This is a genomic window from Streptomyces sp. NPDC001508 (genome assembly GCF_040298665.1).
Classification (GTDB): Bacteria; Actinomycetota; Actinomycetes; order Streptomycetales; family Streptomycetaceae; genus Streptomyces.
The window spans coordinates 77,305-94,314 of the sequence record NZ_JBEPAP010000008.1; the positions used below are offsets into that span (position 1 = coordinate 77,305).

Below are 17,010 nucleotides of genomic sequence, written 5' to 3' on the forward strand. Positions count from 1 at the left end.
TCCCGCCGGCCCGCTGTCCGGTCACCCGATGTGACGCAGCAGCGCGGTGATCGCGGGAGGCTGCTCCGCACGGGTGTGGACGAGCCTGAGCGTCCACACCGGGGCGTGCGCGGGGAAGGGCCGCGTGGGCGGCTCCTGGAACCACACCGCCACCGACGGGGGCATGATGCTCACGCCCAGCCCGTGCCGGATCAGCTCGGCTGCCGCCATGAGGTCGTTCACCTCGAAGGCGGCGGTGCGTTCGGGGGAGCCCGACCGCAAGGCTCGGTCGACCGCGTGCCGGATCGCCCAGTCCGGCGGAAAGCTCCCCAGGGCCAGCCGCGCCGCCTCGGCCGGCGTAGTCACCGCCCGTTCCGTCCCCGCCGTCCCCGCTGTTCCCCCTGTCCCCCCTGTCTCCGCTGTCCCCGCCGTCCCCGTCGGCCCGGGCCCGCGCCAGGCGCGGTCACCGGGACCATCTCCTCCCGGGCCGGTAACCGGGTGCTCAGCCCGTGCAGCCGGTACGCGTCGAGCGCGGCGACGGCCAGGTCGAGGGCGCCGTCGCGCAGGCCCTGCGGGGTCCGTTCGGCCGGCGTCTGCCGCAGCCGCACCGTCACCCCGGGTGCTCGCGGTGGAAGCGGGCCAGCGCGGTGGCGAGGCCCGCGTACAGGCCCTGCATCACACCGACCGTGGTCTCGCCGCGCAGTGCTTCAGCCCGAAGGTGGAGTGAAGTACGTCGTGTCCTTGGGCACTCCAATGTGCTCAGTCCCTTCGTCGTCCAGGTAGCGCCATTCGAAGGCCCTGGGTGAGGTTCGGGGAGCGGGTTGGCTCCCCAGTGGGCTCCGGAAGGACCGGGGTCCGTCCGTCATCCCGGGCAGGCGATCAGGCGGCCGCCGAGGGTTCCTCGGCCACCGGGAGGCCGGGCGTGCGCAGCACCTGCCTGTCGGCGTCCACCGCGAACACCTCGCAGCCCGGCAGGGACGCGGCCCACTCGATGCCCTCGGCGCCCATCGCGAAGGCGGCCGTGGCGACCGAGTCCGCCTCGGTCAGGGTGGCGGCCACGACCGTCATGCTGAGCAGGCCCGTCGCCGGACGCCCCGTGCGGCCGTCGATGATGTGGTCGCCGCGCTCGTAGCGGGCGGAGGTGGCGACTGCAGTGTCGGTCAACTCCAGGACGGCGCACAGCCGGTCGGCGTGTTCGGGGTGACGTACCCCGGCCCGCCAGGGCCCGCCGGACGCGACGACGTCGCCTCCGGCGTTGAGGCAGAACCGCCGCACACCAGCCGCGCGCAGCGACTCGGCGGCCCGCTGCACCGACCAGCCCTTGACCACCGCGCACGGGTCGAACCCGCGCCCCGGAAGCCGTACGTCGAACGCGCCACCGGTGGCGAGACGGTAGTGCTCACACAGGTCGAGCACCTCCACGAGGTCGGCGCTCAACTCGTGCCGTGCCAGCTCGTCGCGGCCGTGGCGCGACACCTCGCTGTCCGCCTTGAACGGGCTGAACCGCTCGTCGACCTCGCGCAGCCAGGCGAAGACCGCGCCCACGGCCTCCTCCGCCACGTCCACGTCGTCGATCCGCAGCGAGACGGGGAACCCCATGACGTGTTCGACGCGGCGCATGTCAGGCGCCCTTTGCGTCGAGGGCGGCCTGGAGGGACTTCTTGTAGGCCTCGCTGGTGATTGTGGCGCCGGTCACTGTGTCGATCTTCGCGGTCTGTGTCTTCAGTGTTGCCGCGATCAGTTTCGGTACGGCGGCTTTGGTCTGCGGGTGGTTGGGCTGCTGCAGCATGTTCACTGTGGTGATCTTGTTGCCCTTGAAGGTCACTTCGACCTGCACCGGGCCCTTCTCCGTCGTGATCGTCGTCCCCTTGACGACGTTGGTGGAGGAGGAACCCGAGGAACCTGAGGAACCCGCGGAGGCGGATGCGGAGGATGTCGGGGCCGGCGCAGCGGCGGGTTCCGTGGGGCCGAGGGAAGGCTCGTAGCGCCAGACGGAGATCAGGCCGACGACGCTGAAGGCAACGACGGGTATGGCTCGCTTCACGATGGTGTCCTCGTCTGTCTCAGCCGGCCAGGCTGAAGCGCTCGAAGTGGATCTGTTCCTTGGGCACGCCGAGATGGTCCAGCGTCTCCAGAACGGAGTTCATCATCGGCGGCGGCCCGCACAGGAAGACGTCCCGCTCCTCGATGTCCGGCACCATCTGGCGCACCTTGCGCCACGACAGCTGGTTGGGCACGACGGGACCCGTCACCAGATGCAGCTCGGCGCCCTTGGCGAACGCGAGGTCGCGCAGCTCGTCGTAGAGGACGGCCTCGCGCTTGACGGCGACCCGGTAGATGACGACCGTATGGCCCTCGATGTCCTCCAGGAGCGCGCGGATCGGGGTGACGCCGACGCCGCCCGCGATGAGCACCGACTCGGTGCGCCTGCGGTGCAGGGTGGTGAAGGCGCCGTAGGGGCCCTCGGCGAACACGCGCGTGCCGACCTTCAGGTGGCGCAGGGCCGCGCTGCCCTCACCGGCTGCCTTGGCGGTCAGGCGCAGGCTTCGGCCGTCGGGGGCGGCGGACAGGGAGAAGGGGTTGGCCTGCCACCAGCGGTCCTTGGTCAGGAAGCGCCACAGGAAGAACTGGCCGGCCTGCGAGGGCAGCTTGTCGAGGTCCCGTCCGGTGATGTGGATCGAGACCACGTTCTCGGACTCGCGGACGACCTCCGAGACCCGGAACCGGTGGCGCCAGTTGCGCCACAGCGGCAGGGCGGCCCGTCCGAGGAAGACCGAGCCGAGCGCCACGGCCCACACCCCGTACCAGTACGCGGTCGCGGCAGGCGACGAGGTGAACGTCGTACCGATCGCGACCTGGTGTGTGAAGGCGAGCACCACGGCCACGTACGCGTACAGATGGATGAAGTGCCAGGTCTCGTAGGCGAGACGGCGACGGGCGTAGCGGGCGGAGACCGCGCCGATGACGAGGATGAGGAAGAACGCGACGATCGCGCGCAGCACACCCTCGGTGGTCCGGGCGAGGTCGATGAGCGAGGTGATCGGGCCGACGCCCGTGCCCGCGGCGTAGCCGTAGGTGATGAAGACGACGTGCGCGAGCAGCGTCCACAGCAGGGCGAAGCCGGTCCAGCGGTGCCAACTGGTCAGCCGGTCCATGCCGATGCGGCGGTCGAGCCAGGGCAGGCGGGCCACGAGGACCAGCTGGAAGGCCATGACCAGGGCGGCGTACAGGCCGGCGAAGCGGCCGATGACGACCAGGGCGTTCGAGGCGAAGCCCGCTTGGACGAAGAAGAAGGCGACCACGGCCGCGTTGACGGCGAGCACCGCGTACAGGCCCGTGCGGGCCACCACCCTGGGGCGTATCGCCGTGGGGGGGCGCAGGGGGTGATTGGACGGTCGTCACGGGACGGCAGCTCCTAGTCTAGCCCCGCCTTCGGTGACGACAGCCTCCTGGCCCTCCGCTTCCACAACACCCGTCCCGGACTCGAACTCATCCAGATCGCCGACGTCGCACTGCCCGTCGCCCGGATCACCGCCGAGGTTCTCGCCCAGGACAGCAAAGACCTCCCGCTCATGGAGGAATTCGTACTGCGGCTGGTCGACCACAACGTGAGCAGCGCGCGTGGCATCGCCGGCCTGCTCGGCCTGCCCGAAAACATGGTCGACCGGACCGTCGCTGTGCTGTTCGGCTCGGACGACCTCAAATGGGCCCGCCCCACCGCCGCAGACGCAGGCCGGGCCCCCGGCTTGCGGCTCACAGACAAGGGCCACCTCACCGCTCAAAAGGCCGCCGCGGTAGCGCCCGTGCGGGTCAACCAGCCCCTCGTCTATGACCAGATGCTGTGGAAAGTAGCCCCTTACGACCGCCGCACCACCATCCCGCGCGGGCAGGCCGAGGAAAACGGCATGATCATGCTGCCCGTCGCACGGTCTGGGCCCGTCAACGACGGAGACGTCACCGCAGCCGAAATCACCGCTCTGCTCCGCGAGAACGGCAACAACAACCGCGAAGTCCTCCAGGTCAAAGGTATCTCCCAGGCTCCGGCCCGCCGCGTCCTGCCGGTCAAACTCCTGGTGTACGCCGACGCGGACCGTACCGATGTCGAAGTCGGCATCGTCGTCGACGGCGAGCTGAGTCAGGCCCACGAACTCGCCCTCATCGGCCACGGTGGTGCCAAGGCCCTCGGCATCACCGTCGCGCTGCCCCCCGAACGCCCTCTCCTGGACCCCGACCTTGAAAAGGCCCGCGTACCGCTGCAGGAGGTCATCCAGCACCGGGCAGAACAGGCCGCATTCCAGCTCGGCGCTCAAGCCCCCACGCCCGGTCCGCCGGCAGTTCAGCAGCCACAGGCAGACGAGATCCGAGCCATCGGCGTCTTTGAGCACCCGGACGTCCTCGACGACGCACTCACCAACGCCCGTCGCCGACTCCTGATCATCTCACCGTGGATCAAGAACGCGATCATCACCACCGACTTCCTCAGCAAACTCGAACGACGGGTCAAACAAGGCGTCAAAGTGGACATTGCCTACGGCTACGAGGAGAACGACACCAAGACCGACCCGGCCTCCGTCCGTAAACTCACCAACCTCGCCGACCGCTACCGCGACAAACTCAGCTTCACGCGCCTGAAGAGCACCCACGCCAAGGTTCTCGTCCACGACGACGTTTGGGTGACCACGTCGTTCAACTGGCTCTCTTTCAAAGGTGACCCCGAACGCACTTACCGCATGGAAGAAGGAAGCCTCGTCCGCAACCGCCAGATCGCCGACACCCAGTACGCCCGCTACCTTGAGCTGATCGCTGACCAGCGCCGATAACTGTCAGCCGTGGTGCCTCCCGCTTGCCGCTGCCGCGGGATCCGGCAGCAGGAACGTCGAGTCCACGGTGCCGATCGTGGCGGTGGCAGTACCGCACGGCCTGGCGACTCGACCAGGACGTCTGACCCCAAAGCGGTTTCACGGTCACCCGACAGAAGGCCATCTCTCGGCGCACTCGCGCTCATGGATCTGCCGGGTGATGAAGGGGCGCAGGGGACTGCCCGGCTGGGTGTAGACGTAACGGCGCGCCGTACAGATCGGCAGCGTGTTCAGCTCGTCGACCTTGGGAGACGCGACCGGTAGGTAGGCAGGGTGCGGGCCGGTGGTTACTACGCATCGGGCTGATCGGCAGGACGACCAAGTGGGAGTCACCGAGGGCCATGCTGTGGGAGATCAGAGCGACCGTGCAGTCCAGGCAGGGCCGAATCCGGCCCACCCGGAGATGCTGGCCGACTGCAGCATGAACTGAAGGAAGCGGGCGAGGTCGTGACGGTGAAGCGCGCTGCGTTCACATAGCCCGCCTGCTGCAGGGCGGACAACAGGCGGGGTAGGTTCGTAGTCGGTCGAGGCCGCGGGCCCGAGCGCCGGAATGAGTGAAGTCGATGGCCGAGCCGGAGGGGCGCGGGCGTCACTGTGGTCGGCTGAAGGCACCAGAGTCCTCGGGCATCTGCAACTGGGATACAGCGGTGGCGGGGCCATCCGAAACGGAAAGCCCCGCCATACGTGGGTCTGCCATACGTGGCTCTACTCGGGTTTGGCGAGTGCGAGGAGCGATTCCCAAGAATTCTGGGCGTTCTTGATGATGCTTTCCGTCGCGAAGATGTACCGCCACGTGCCGAATTCTTCGAAGTCCCGGACGAAGCGAGCCCAGTCCTCGGCGGCCCGTTTCTTGTCTTGCACCTCAGGGTCGTTGGCCCGGTCGTTGGCCTTCCCTTCCACGACCCAGTACGTGCCCTGTGTGTCCAGGACGATGAAGTCCGGGTAGTACTTCTTCCCGTTGTCCCGCTCTATCCAGATGGGGCCTGGATCGTAGTTGCGCAACCACCACTGAATGCTGGGGCTACCGTCGAACAGGTGCGCCAAGGTGTATTCGGTACTGCGGGCATCAAAGGAGGCGACCGGTTCGATGGAATGCTCCCAGTCTGCGTACCAGAGGTCCTTGCGGAACTTCTCCCATTTACTCACGACGTTCGACGGCATGGGCGGCGGCGGAACGGTCGGCACGTCGACCGGTCGGAAGGCATAACTGGGCTGGAGCTTGCGGTTGTTGTAGGCGGCTTCGACAAGATTGCCGAGGGCGGTGGCGGCCTGGGTGGCCCGCAGTTCTCCCCACTGGTGGTCTTGGTCTTCTGCGGTGACGCCGGCGCCAGCTAGGAACTCGCGCACGACGCGCTCGGCGGCCCGAACCTCCGCGAGGTTCTCGTCCACGTAACCGCTGTTCCAGATCCGGTCAAAAAGGTCACTGCGCAACGCGGAAATCGGGATGTGCTTCTGTGTGGCATCCACCGATTCGGCGGCTTTCCAATGCACTCCGAGCGTTCCGTCCATGCGGCGCTGAGGATCCGCTTCCAGACGGGCGAGCGTGACTTTGAACTCTTGTGCGTAGGCGGCTCCCTCTGCCCGGGCAGACGAGTTGTCGATGTAGCTGAACGAGAACTTGACCGGCAGGATCTCTCGCTCACGCCGAGGGAAGCGGATCGTTGGTGCACCGGGCACTTTGGCACGAAGCGTGGCGGCGGCCTTCTTATCACGTTCGCCCTGGGCGAGTGCGTCATCCATCGACTCGACCTGCAGCAGCAGTGAGCCGTCCACCAAGTCGTCGCCGACGATGCGCGGCCTGGAGGTGAAGTTCAGCATGTCCTGTTGTGCTTGTTGCCCCTCGCCGCCCGGCTGACCAGATGCGGGGACGGCAAGCCGGGGACGATCATCGTCGATCTCACCGCCGCCAGCAGGCAGAACCTGCTGGAGCAGCGCCTCCTTGTTGGCCAACAGCTGCCGGTAGGACTCGTGGGCGACCAAGTCGACCGAGTCGACCATCGGCGTGCCGACCCGACGCCCGTAGGGCAGTCGCAGGCCACGGCCGAGAACCTGCTCCGTCAGGGTCTCCGAAGCGAGGGCCCGAAGACCGACGATGACGCCGATGTTCTTGACGTCCCAGCCCTCCTTCAGCTTGTTCACCGACACCACGACACGCACTGGCGAGTCGGGTTCCTCCACGGCGGCCAGCGCCCGTAGCGCGACGTCGCTGGATTGCGAGGTGATGGTGAGAACCTGTCCCTCGCCAGGAAACATGTCCTCGGCGGTTAGCCGGTTCGCGACCCGATCGGCGTCCGAGATGTCGCGGCACACCACGAACAGCACGGGGTGGACAGGAGCTTCCTCCTGGCTCTCCGCCCAGGCGGTCCACGCGGCGTCCTTTATCCGCAACAGGTGGTAGGCATCTGCCAGTACCGTCTGCTCGTCCTTGCGCCCGTCGGGGCGATAGACGATCACGGGAATCTTCACGTAGCCGTCGGCGATGGCTTCGGCCAGCGAGTACCGGAAGATCGGCTCGACGCCGGGTGCGGGGGTCGCGGTGAGGCCGACCACAGCCCGGGCCCCGAGATCCTCGATCGCGTTGTTGAACGCCTTGGCCTTGGTGTTGTAGACGTGATGCTCATCAGCGATCACGACGAGGTCGTCGACCTGCTGGAGATGCTGGTACAGGCCAGTGCCGATGAATTCGTCCTGCGCGCGGACGCGACGGGAGGTCTTGTCGCTGGGTCTGATCAGCTGCTGCACGTTGAAGACGAACAACTTTGTGACGGTGTCGTCGTGCAGGGCGTCGCCCACTTGCCCGCGGGCGAAGTTCTCAGTGGTAATCACCAGGGGCTCGATTTCACCGCCAGGTACGTACTTCGGGTGCCCTGGAGTGAAGTTGGCGAGCGTCTTGTCCTGGATGGTTGTCCCCGGCGTGACCACCAGGATGTTGCGAACCCCCTGTGAGGCCAGATAGTCCACCAGCCCGGCGAGGATGTAGGTCTTGCCCACGCCTGTTGCCAGGTCGCAGACGACCTCACGGCCGTCCCCATCCACGATCGCCTCGGCGACCGCATGGATGGCTCCGGCGTTGGGCGTCCGAAGGTCGAGCCTCGCGGCGATGTCGTCCACGAGCCCGGCGTCATAGCTGATCCACGTCATCGCACGACCTTCCCACGACGCACCAGGTCACGGGGGGCCTTCAGTACCTTGGACCCACGGCTCAAGTCCGAAACGAGACTTTCGGCCTCGGGAGTAACTCCCTTGCCCACGAGCACTGCGCGCTCTCCTTCGTCCAGCTGTCCGAGAATGCTTCGGGCCACGATGTCGTCCACCACACCATCCACCACGGCCAAGCGGGTCCGGCCTTGGCTCCCGCAGAACGGTCCGCTGTTCACTCCATCGAAGGTGAAGCCAAGTTGGGCAGTCACCATTGCTGCGAAGTCTTCCCCGTGGACCCAGTCGGCGAGGAAGGCCCGACCAAGGGCGATTTCGAACGCGGGCGGGGCCACCTGCAGGCTCCGGAAGCCGCCTCCGCCTACCCAGCCTACGGCCTTCGTTACTCCTCCGGGGTCGTCGCCAGAGACGACCTTCTCCAATCGCGGACGGGTGAAGGTGTCTGCTGTCTCTGCGAGAAGCTCGGCGGTTACCCAACGGCGCCCCATTTTGTGCGCGACTGCTGCCGTGGTGCCGGAGCCGGCGAACACGTCGGCGACAACGTCTCCCGGGTCGCTGGCGATCTGGATTACTCGCTTCAGCAGCGCTTCAGGCTTTGGAGTGGAGAAGATCCGCGAACGGTCGAACAGGCGAGTCACCTCACCCTTGGCCTGGCGGTTGTCCCCAACTTCGTCGTGGGTCCAAAACGTGGTGGGTACCAGACCGCCCAGCTCCGACTGGAACCTCTTTCGGAAGGGAAAGGTACGCCCGGTCTTTCCCCACCAGAGACGATTGTCCTGCCTCAGTGTTTCGAAGGTCTCCTTCGAACACGACCACCAGCGGTTTCCTCGTGGAGCGAACACATCGCCATGCGGCCCGACTACTTCGTAACGGCCGTCCTCATAAGCGTGCGACGCGGTGAGGTCCGACCTGCGCCACGGTCCGCGAGGATCGTTGTCCGGGTTCCAGAATTCCTGGTCGCTCAGCTCAGTGCGGTCGATCCGGTTGAGTACGAGGTCACTCTTGGAACGGGCATAGACGAGCAGGTAGTCGTGAACCGCGGACAAATGTTGGGCGGAGTTGTTCCGGGCGTGGATCTTCTGCCATACCACGGTGCCAACGAAGTTCCCTCGCCCGAAGATTTCATCCATGAGTACGCGGCAGTACGCCATCTCCGCGTCGTCCAAGTGCACCCAGACAGAGCCGTCGGGAGCCAGGAGATCATGGATGAGGAGCAGGCGGTCCCGCATCATCGTCAGCCACACGGAATGCTCAAGTGCGTCGTCGTAGTGCTCGAACGCCTGGCCGGTATTGAAAGGCGGGTCGATGTAGACGAGCTTGACCTTTCCCCGGTAGTGCTTCTTGTACTCCGGAGTGCGAGTCAGGGCATGCAAGGCGTCGTAGCTGTCGCCATGGATGAGCAGGTTGTCCGTCGGAGTTCCGGTCACCTCGCCCGTCTTGCCGGTCTCCCGGAGTAGGCGCACCTCCGTAATCCGGGGGTCTTGGCGAGATACCCACTCATATCCGCCGTCCGCTGTGTTCAGCAGGGCCTCATCCCTGCCGACCCACGACAGGGTCAGGCGCCCACTCGCCACCGTCGACCACTCCCTCTACGTCCGCCCGACTCGCGACATTCGTCACGGAGTCTTTAACACTGATGGCAACCGTACCGGCCGCCACTGACACGGCCGTACCTCGCGATCCAGCTTCAGTGCGTTCCGATCATGCCTCCGGGGCGCCCACGGGTGACGAAGGTGTCTCGGTGACGGCCGAGTGGGTTCGCGGTGGCGCATGCCCTGGCCCAAAGACCTGCGCTCGTGCAACGGCGCCGAGGCCGGGATGACGACTCCCCGTGACGACCTACTGCCAGACTGTTCATGCGTCGTGGGCGGCCGTGCAACAGCACCGTCGGCGAAGTCAGCCATTGGCTGATCTGCGCCCTTATCGAGGTCCGCGGGCGTTGCAGAGACTGCTCCTCAGAAGACGGGGAGGGGTTGGGTGGCGGCACGTAAACGACGTCGATCGGTTGCGCGGAAGCGCCGCGAGCAGCGGCTCAAGGTCAGCTTGATTGGCGGTGCGGGCATCCTCGCCCTGCTGGTCGTGTTCTGGCAGATGGTCTGGCCGTACCTCGTGAGCGGGCTCGTTGTCGGTGGGGCCGCCGTCGGCGGGTGGTGGCTATGGCGTACGAACCGACTGGTCAAGGGCCGTGATCACCAGTGGCGCCAGGAGGAGGCCGTCAAGGCCGGCCACCGGTCCCTCACCGAGGTGGATGCGATGTTGGGGGGCGAGTTCGAAGATTTTGTCGTGGACCTGTGCCGACGGAATGGATGCACCGAGGTTCGTCGGGTAGGTGGCACGCATGACGATGGCGCGGACGTGCTGGGATGTCTGCCGGACGGCCGGAGCATGGTGATCCAGTGCAAGCGCTACTCGCCGAAGAGCAGGGTTTCGAGCCCTGAGGTCCGAAACCTTCTAGGGGCCCAGGTTCACTTCAAGACCGATGTCGCGATCTTCGTCACCACCACGTACTTCACCGGACCGGCTGAGCAGACCGCAGTGCAGAATGGCATGATCGCGGTCCACCGTGATCACCTCGGTTTGTGGAACAACGGCGCTTCGATCCTGTCATTCAGCCAGGTGAACGGGTCGGGGCAGGGTGACCGTAGGCATCGTGCCCGCTGGAAGGAGACATACGAGTAGGGACCCCTCGCCTATTGGATGGGTGCCTGTGTCGGCGCTTGCTGCCCCCGGGGTCTTCGGACCCAGTCCTGGACCTTGTCGGCAACGGCTGAATTCGCCCGTTGCCGAGATGACTGGGAGGTGGTGGAGGCGTACGTCGACCGGCAGCACCGTTCGAGAGCCGCGCCCTGTGCGAGGGCTGGCACAACGCCCTGGCGGCGGTCGAGCAGGGGAGGGCAACCGGGATCGTCACCCCCTGCTCGTAATGCTGGGCCGTCTGGAAAAGGCCAGGAGGAACCTCGCTACCTGGAAGGCCCGGACCGGGCGCTGATCACGACGCCGCGGGCAATCGTCGACGCCGTCGCTCCCACGGTCTTACGGAGGATGGCGGAGTGATCAACACCATGCGGCAACGGCCTCTCCGGAAGCTGCTGGGCTAGATCGGATGGGTGCTGCGGCATCGGCAAAATACGTCTGCCGGTTCGGCTTCGGCGCCTCCAGGTGCTGTTCCTGCCCGTCCTGGTGACTGGCACCACGTTGACCACGCTCTACACGGGCCAGATCCGGTAGCTCCGGCCCGTGTCCTCGGTTTCCCCATCCGGATGCTCCGAATCCACTGCTCACCAGCCGTCGGTCGAGACCTTTGCGGTCCGAGAGGCTCCCCTTCGCCCGTCGTGCCGAACCGTCTAACCTGCGGAGCATGATTCGTGCGGTGGTATTCGACGTGGGCGAGTGTCTGGTTGACGAGACCCGGGAGTATGGGACGTGGGCGGACTGGCTGGGGGTGCCACGGCACACCTTCGCGGCGATGTTCGGGGCGGTCATCGCGCAGGGGCGCGACTACCGGGAGACGTTCCAGGAGTTCCGGCCCGGGTTCGACCTGACCGAGGAGCGGGAGAAGCGCGCGGCTGCCGGGAAGCCGGAGTGGTTTGGCGAGGATGATCTCTACCCGGACGTCCGGCCCACTCTGGCCGCCCTGCGGGAGGCGGGGCTGTGGGTGGGCATCGCCGGGAACCAGACCGTGCGGGCCGGCGGTCTGCTGCGCGGGCTGGACCTTCCTTCCGACATGATCGCCACCAGTGACGACTGGGGGGCGTCAAAGCCGGACGTCAGCTTCTTCGAGCACGTCATCGAGGCGACGCCTGCCGAGCCCGGCGAGATCCTTTACGTCGGTGACCGGCTCGACAACGACATCCGCCCTGCCGTGCAGGCGGGGCTCCTGACCGCACTCATCCGGCGCGGCCCCTGGGGCACGATCCAGCAGCGCGACCCGGACGCGGACGCGATCACGACGATGCGCATTGATTCGCTGGCGGAACTGCCGGAGAAGATCGCCAAGTTCAACGCTGAAGGGCGCTGACCGTCGTGCCCCAGTCGTAGAGACGGTCATCGAGGTTCCGGACGCACTGCTCGTTCTGCCAGGGGGCGAGCGTGCGCCGGACCTCCCGGATGCGATCCATACCAGTGGCGTACCAAGTGATGGCCAACTGGTCGAGGGCCATGATGGCGTACCTGCATGCCTCCTCCGGTTTGCCGTCCGCGGCTTCGACCGCAGCGAGGTCGCCGAGGACGACGGTGCGCTGTTTGTCCGACTCGGGTGGCAGACCGTCGAGTACGTCGTGGAGCGTCTGGCGAGCCTGCGGCAGGTGGCCGGCCTTCAACTGTGTGTTGCCTTTGAACGCGGACAGGCGGACGGGGCTGAACCAGTCCATCCAGTCGGGCGTGGCATGTTCGGAGCCTTCGGCGAGTGTGTCCTCTGCGCGGCGGATCAAGCGCAGGGCTGCGTGAGGATCTCCGCAGCGGGTCTCGCATTCCGCCTCTACGGCATCCAGCCACGCCCAGAACTCCGCCGATGCGTGCCCGCGGCGGGCGTAGGTACGGGCGGCCAGCATGCGCTCGACTGCGGCTTCCCGGTCGTCCGCCCAGCCCGGGATGAAGGCCATGTGCGCGAGGATGGCTGCTCCGAGCAGAGGGTCGTCCGCTTCTCCTGCTGCCTGTAGAGCCCGCAGGAGGGTCTCTGAAGCCTGCCCTGGCTGTTGCAGGTCGAAGAACTCGATACGGCCGGCCAGCAGGTAGGACTCGGCCAGTGCGGCCGCGACGGTCTGACGGGTTGGGTTCGCCGTCTCTGGGAGGAGAGCGCACCCCAGACGGGCATGCTCCAGGATCGCCGGATGCAGCACGGCAGGGGCGACGGACCAGTACAGGTGCCGATGCGCGCGGGTGACAGCCTCGAAATCCCTGCCGACAGTCGTCGGTTGTGTTGTGGCTCCGCCTTGAGCGGGGACGGAAGCGAGCCTGGCTCCGGCCAGGGGTGCTCGGGAGGTGTTGCCGGTCGCGGTGCTGGGCTGGGTCCGTGCGCTTCCCCACGGAGGTGTGAATCCGAGGTCTTCCATGCTCTGCCCCAAGAGGTGGGTCAGGACCCGGTGCACATCGGGCTGCGGCCAGGGCGGTGAGGCTGATTCCCAGCGCCGGATCTGCCGGACGCCGACAGCCAGTCCCCTGATGCCGAGGCTTGGCGCCACCTTGGTGATGGCGTCGGCCAAGGCTTGCTGGGAGTTGTATCCGGCAGCCAGACGGGCGGCCTTGAGCTTGATGTTGCCTGCGGGACGCGCCATGGATCTCCTCTGGGACGAGCTCTCGTCAGAGAGCGACATGCGATGTCCTCATCGTGGCGCAAACACACCCACCAGAGAGCAACAAGGTCCCGTACAAGTCCTCTTGATGACCTGTCAGAGTCCTCGAATAGGACCTCATGGGTCAGCATGATGTCATCACGTCACTGCGAAGCCACGTCTCACCACGCTGCTGTGCACCGCAGAGCGGCGGGGCTGAAGACCGGGGGCCTGCACAACCCCGTGCCCGGTTGTCGCAGTGCTGCCAAGCGCCGCCCCGCCCGCACCCCCCGAGCGGGGCGGCACCCGCCGGTCTCCGGGGGTTGTTCGAGTACATCCAGCGCACGAGGAAGGATCAGCCATGCCTCAAGCCAGGCGAGAGAAGAAGGACCACCTCATCTACGCGGACGTCGTGGACTCCAAGTCCAAGGCGGGCGTGTGGATGGGGGAGCGCGCCTCCTTCCAGGAGAAGCAGGGCCGCATCATCGAGGCGCTCAAGGAGCGCACCGACTGGGTCGAGCTGAAGGACGCGGTCATGGTCATCGGTACCGACCCGGCCGGAATCACGGTCATCGCGCCGAACCCGACGCTGCCCGGTGTGATCGTCCTCGCCGACGGTGGCTCGCCGGCCACCTCCGCGAAGCTCCAGGCCGCCGCCGAGGAGAAGGTCCGCGAGGTCATGGGCGAACTCGGGATCGCCGAAGAGGAAACGGCGGCCTGACCACCATGGCCGTCCCCCGGATGCTGTGGGGGAAATACTTCCAGTACGAGCGGGACGGGGAAGCGGTTCTCCTCGACCCGGTCGCGCTGGACAGTGTGTTCATCGACTCCGGCGAGGTCAACGACCTCGCCGGGGTCCCCCCGACCGCAACTCATGAAGCCCTTGCAGGGCTCGGCTTCACCCCCGGCGGCCCCGTGGCCGACCGGCGCGACGCACTCCGTGACCGTCTTCGATTCCTCGGCCTGGACGCCAGCCCCTCTCGCATCAGCGGTCTGCGCGTGGTCCTCACCGACCGCTGCAACATGGCCTGCACCTACTGCTTCGTCGATACCAACACCGGCAAGCCGGACATGACGAAGGAAGAGCTCTCGGAGGGCCTGGAGTTCCTGTTCGAGCAGAACGCCGGGCAGGAAGAGGTGTCCATCCAGTGGTTCGGCGGCGAGCCGACCATCCGCTTCGACCTCATGCAGTACGGCGACCGGCTCGCCGACACGCTCGCCGACCGCTACGACGTGGCGAGGGTGCGGCGCACGGTCGTCACCAACGGTGCCCGCCTGACCGACGATGCCCTCAACCACTTCGTGGCGTACGAGTACGGAGTCGGCATCTCCATCGACGGTCCCCCGGGAATCAACTCCGCGCACCGCCTTCTGCTCGGCGGCCAGCCCGCGGACGACCGGATCCGCCGCAACGTCGCCCGGTTCGTCGAGGCCGATGGGCTGCACGTGGGCTGCAACCTCACCCCGACGGCCGCGAACATCGGACGCCTCGCCGAGACCGTCCGGTGGATCATCGATGACCTCGGGCTGAAGTTCATCTACGTCAACACGCCCATCCCTACTGCGGGCCGCTGGCAAGTCAACGGCACCGATCTGGCGCGCGAGTTGTACGAGGCCCGGCTGACCGCACTGGCACGGGGTGGGATGCTGTTCTCCGTCCTGGACCGCGCCTTCCAGGCCCTGGACACCCGCCGGCCGATGCTGTTCGACCACATGCAAGGCGACCGCAGCCTGAACGCCGCCCTGCTGCCCGGCAACCGGGTCAGCCTGTGCGACATCAACTTCACCGAGCCGTCGTTCCTGCGCACCCTCGATGAGGTGCGAGCCGATCCGGACAGCCTGACCGGCGTGGCGAAGAAGGTCGCCCCCATCCCCGAGTGCGGGAACTGCCCGGCGCTCGCCATCTGTGGCGGCCCGTCCCGCAACGAGCAGGCCCTCATTGGTGGCAATACCCCGGACCTCGAGATGTGCGCGTTCTACACGAGCACCGTGGAGATCGCCGTGTGGGACAACACGGGGGTCCAATGAACGCCCCCGTTCGCACGGCCCTGATCTCCACCGCAGGGCACTGCAAGGTGGCCTGTGGCTTCTGTTTCCGTGCCGACCGCGCCCACGGCTTCCTCGACACCGCGACCTACACCCGCACCCTGTCGCGGCTGAAAGAGCTGGGCGTGGACGGCGTATGCCTGACCGGCGGCGAACCGACCCACCATCCGCAGCTCAGGCAGCTCGTACGGCTGGCCCGCCAGTTCGGCATGTCGGTGTCGATGGTGACCTCGGCTCGGGCCGTGGCCGAGGTCGTCACCCTCACCACGGTGGCGCACCTGCTAGCCAACGTGACCGTCTCCGCCGACTCACAAGGCGCGATGCTGCTGGGACGCACTACCCGCACAGCTGTTTCGGGCATCGACACGCTGCGCGCGATCAGCACCGAGACGAAGATCCTGCATGTCACCTGCTGGGGCCTGAGCGACAGCGAGTGCCGAGACCTGGCCGGCCTCGTATCCGACGCAGGAGTGGAGGTCCAGTTCAGCCCGGTGGTCCTCGACGAGCGCGCCCTGCGCCGCGACGGCAAGTCGGTGCAGGACTATCTGGTCCAGCAACATCTCGACGCCGACGTGCTGGGCCGCTACTTCAATCTGTCCGACCGGTACCGGGAGTACCTCGGCGAGCTGCGGGATCTCCAGCTGCCCGCCACAGGGGGCGATCGCTGGTCGTGCCGCTCGGCGACCGTGTACGTGTCCGCTGACGGCCACATGCGGCGCTGCCCCTACGGCCAGGCGTCTGTCAGCGTCCACGCGCCCCGTGCCGAGATCGGACAGTTCCTGACCGCTCCGGCGCAGGACCGGGTAACCCCGGACTGCGCTGCCATCTGCCGCCCTTTCGCCGCGTCCGAGGAACGCAGTGCGTCGTGCGCCACGCAGGCGTGAGGGCGGGCTGCCCGCACACGACTCCATGGACTGCCCTATGACGATCACGACACTTGATGACTTCACCCGCCGGTGGCGGCAGCCGCCGAACTTCCCGCTGGACGTTCGCTTCGACTACACGTTCCTGCCCGCCGTCGACGTACTGGACCACATCCGCCAGGACGAGGAGGTCCGGTTCACGATCCTCGGGGACGACGACTGGCAGGTGCGCATGGACCGTACCGCCGCCTTCCGCACCGCCCCGCTCGAAGAGGTCGTCACCTGGCCGTTCCGGCTGGTGCACTTCAATCCCGGCCGCTTCTACGACGACCTCCTGAGCGGCTTTCAGGATGAGGTCATGGTCCCCTGGCGCACCCACCTGTCTGCCCGGGGATTCACCTGGCAGCGTCTGGCACCCATCCTGTTCCTGTCCACCGAGGGCGCGTCCTCGACGTACCACAATGACAACTCGCACGGACTGGTCTGGCAGGTCCACGGCACCAAGACGTTCCACAGCTACCTCGACCCCGACAAGCATTTGTCGGCCGACGCCGCGGTCGTCGGTGAGACGACCGGCGAGGAACCGCCCGAGCACGATGTGGCCGATCGCCACTCCGTCACCATGCGGCCCGGAGACCAGCTGTGGAGCCACGCTCTGACACCCCACTGGGTCACCACCAAGTCGGAGCTCGCCATGAGCGTCACCCTTTCCCACGGTGGCTTGTGCCACCAAGGACGCTTCTCTGAGCGGGAGTTGGCACTGCGGGCCTACTGGGACAAGAACCCCTCCGAGGCGTGGATGCACGACCTACGCAATGTCTGCTACTGAGACGGCGT

At 66.9% G+C, this 17,010-nt stretch carries 15 protein-coding genes; 7 read left to right on the forward strand and 8 right to left on the reverse strand.

The annotated features are described in order from the left end of the window. Nucleotides 1-21 precede the first annotated feature (21 nt). From ABT245_RS10555 to ABT245_RS10575, 5 genes are all read right to left on the reverse strand, one after another. Nucleotides 22-345: a LysR substrate-binding domain-containing protein gene (locus ABT245_RS10555; RefSeq protein WP_351731426.1), complete on the reverse strand. Its 324-nt coding sequence runs from the start codon at nt 343-345 to the stop codon at nt 22-24. Then, a complete protein-coding gene (locus ABT245_RS10560) occupies nt 342-593 on the reverse strand; it encodes a type 2 periplasmic-binding domain-containing protein (protein WP_351731429.1) in 252 nt (83 codons plus the stop codon). The genes ABT245_RS10555 and ABT245_RS10560 overlap by 4 nt, the downstream gene beginning before the upstream one ends. 265 nt (nt 594-858) lie before the next feature. Continuing rightward, nucleotides 859-1,599 carry an FAD:protein FMN transferase gene (locus tag ABT245_RS10565; protein ID WP_351731432.1) on the reverse strand — a complete coding sequence of 247 codons (741 nt, stop codon included), beginning with the start codon at nt 1,597-1,599 and terminating at the stop codon, nt 859-861. Nucleotide 1,600: 1 nt separating this feature from the next. Continuing rightward, entirely contained in the window at nt 1,601-2,023 is a 423-nt protein-coding gene (locus ABT245_RS10570; protein WP_351731434.1) for an FMN-binding protein, read from the reverse strand. A gap of 19 nt (nt 2,024-2,042) precedes the next feature. Further along, nucleotides 2,043-3,326 (reverse strand): ferredoxin reductase family protein, encoded by a 1,284-nt coding sequence (locus ABT245_RS10575; RefSeq protein WP_351731437.1) that lies wholly within the window; start codon nt 3,324-3,326, stop codon nt 2,043-2,045. 225 nt (nt 3,327-3,551) lie between these two features. On the opposite strand from ABT245_RS10575, the gene ABT245_RS10580 reads away from it, so the two are divergent. Then, complete coding sequence (locus ABT245_RS10580; protein WP_351731440.1) at nt 3,552-4,799, forward strand: phospholipase D-like domain-containing protein; 1,248 nt, start codon at nt 3,552-3,554, stop codon at nt 4,797-4,799. A 744-nt stretch (nt 4,800-5,543) separates the two neighbouring features. On the opposite strand, the gene ABT245_RS10585 is transcribed toward ABT245_RS10580, so the two are convergent. Both ABT245_RS10585 and ABT245_RS10590 read right to left on the reverse strand, forming a co-directional pair. Beyond that, nucleotides 5,544-7,979 carry a DEAD/DEAH box helicase gene (locus tag ABT245_RS10585; RefSeq protein ID WP_351731442.1) on the reverse strand — a complete coding sequence of 812 codons (2,436 nt, stop codon included), beginning with the start codon at nt 7,977-7,979 and terminating at the stop codon, nt 5,544-5,546. Next, a complete protein-coding gene (locus ABT245_RS10590; RefSeq protein ID WP_351731445.1) occupies nt 7,976-9,421 on the reverse strand; it encodes a site-specific DNA-methyltransferase in 1,446 nt (481 codons plus the stop codon). The genes ABT245_RS10585 and ABT245_RS10590 overlap by 4 nt, the downstream gene beginning before the upstream one ends. A 550-nt stretch (nt 9,422-9,971) precedes the next feature. Here ABT245_RS10590 and ABT245_RS10595 point away from each other — a divergent pair. Together ABT245_RS10595 and ABT245_RS10600 are read left to right on the forward strand one after the other, a co-directional pair. Beyond that, a complete protein-coding gene (locus ABT245_RS10595; protein ID WP_351731448.1) occupies nt 9,972-10,673 on the forward strand; it encodes a restriction endonuclease in 702 nt (233 codons plus the stop codon). A gap of 679 nt (nt 10,674-11,352) precedes the next feature. Further along, on the forward strand, nt 11,353-12,012 hold the full coding sequence (locus ABT245_RS10600) for an HAD family hydrolase (protein ID WP_351731451.1): 660 nt from the start codon (nt 11,353-11,355) through the stop codon (nt 12,010-12,012). Here the strand turns inward: ABT245_RS10600 and ABT245_RS10605 are convergent. After that, complete coding sequence (locus tag ABT245_RS10605; RefSeq protein ID WP_351731454.1) at nt 11,993-13,267, reverse strand: NsdA family TPR-like regulatory protein; 1,275 nt, start codon at nt 13,265-13,267, stop codon at nt 11,993-11,995. The genes ABT245_RS10600 and ABT245_RS10605 overlap by 20 nt on opposite strands. Nucleotides 13,268-13,625: 358 nt before the next feature. Between ABT245_RS10605 and ABT245_RS10610 the strand changes: the two genes are divergently transcribed. Genes ABT245_RS10610 through ABT245_RS10625 form a run of 4 tightly spaced genes read left to right on the forward strand, consistent with a single transcriptional unit; the run spans nt 13,626 to nt 17,002 of the window. Beyond that, nucleotides 13,626-13,985 (forward strand): hypothetical protein, encoded by a 360-nt coding sequence (locus ABT245_RS10610; RefSeq protein WP_039654280.1) that lies wholly within the window; start codon nt 13,626-13,628, stop codon nt 13,983-13,985. A 5-nt stretch (nt 13,986-13,990) separates the two neighbouring features. Then, nucleotides 13,991-15,292, forward strand: a complete 1,302-nt coding sequence (locus tag ABT245_RS10615; RefSeq protein ID WP_351731457.1) for a radical SAM protein — start codon at nt 13,991-13,993, stop codon at nt 15,290-15,292. Further along, complete coding sequence (locus ABT245_RS10620; protein ID WP_351731460.1) at nt 15,289-16,194, forward strand: radical SAM protein; 906 nt, start codon at nt 15,289-15,291, stop codon at nt 16,192-16,194. The genes ABT245_RS10615 and ABT245_RS10620 overlap by 4 nt, the downstream gene beginning before the upstream one ends. 37 nt (nt 16,195-16,231) lie before the next feature. Next, nucleotides 16,232-17,002 (forward strand): hypothetical protein, encoded by a 771-nt coding sequence (locus ABT245_RS10625; RefSeq protein WP_351731462.1) that lies wholly within the window; start codon nt 16,232-16,234, stop codon nt 17,000-17,002. Nucleotides 17,003-17,010: the final 8 nt, after the last annotated feature.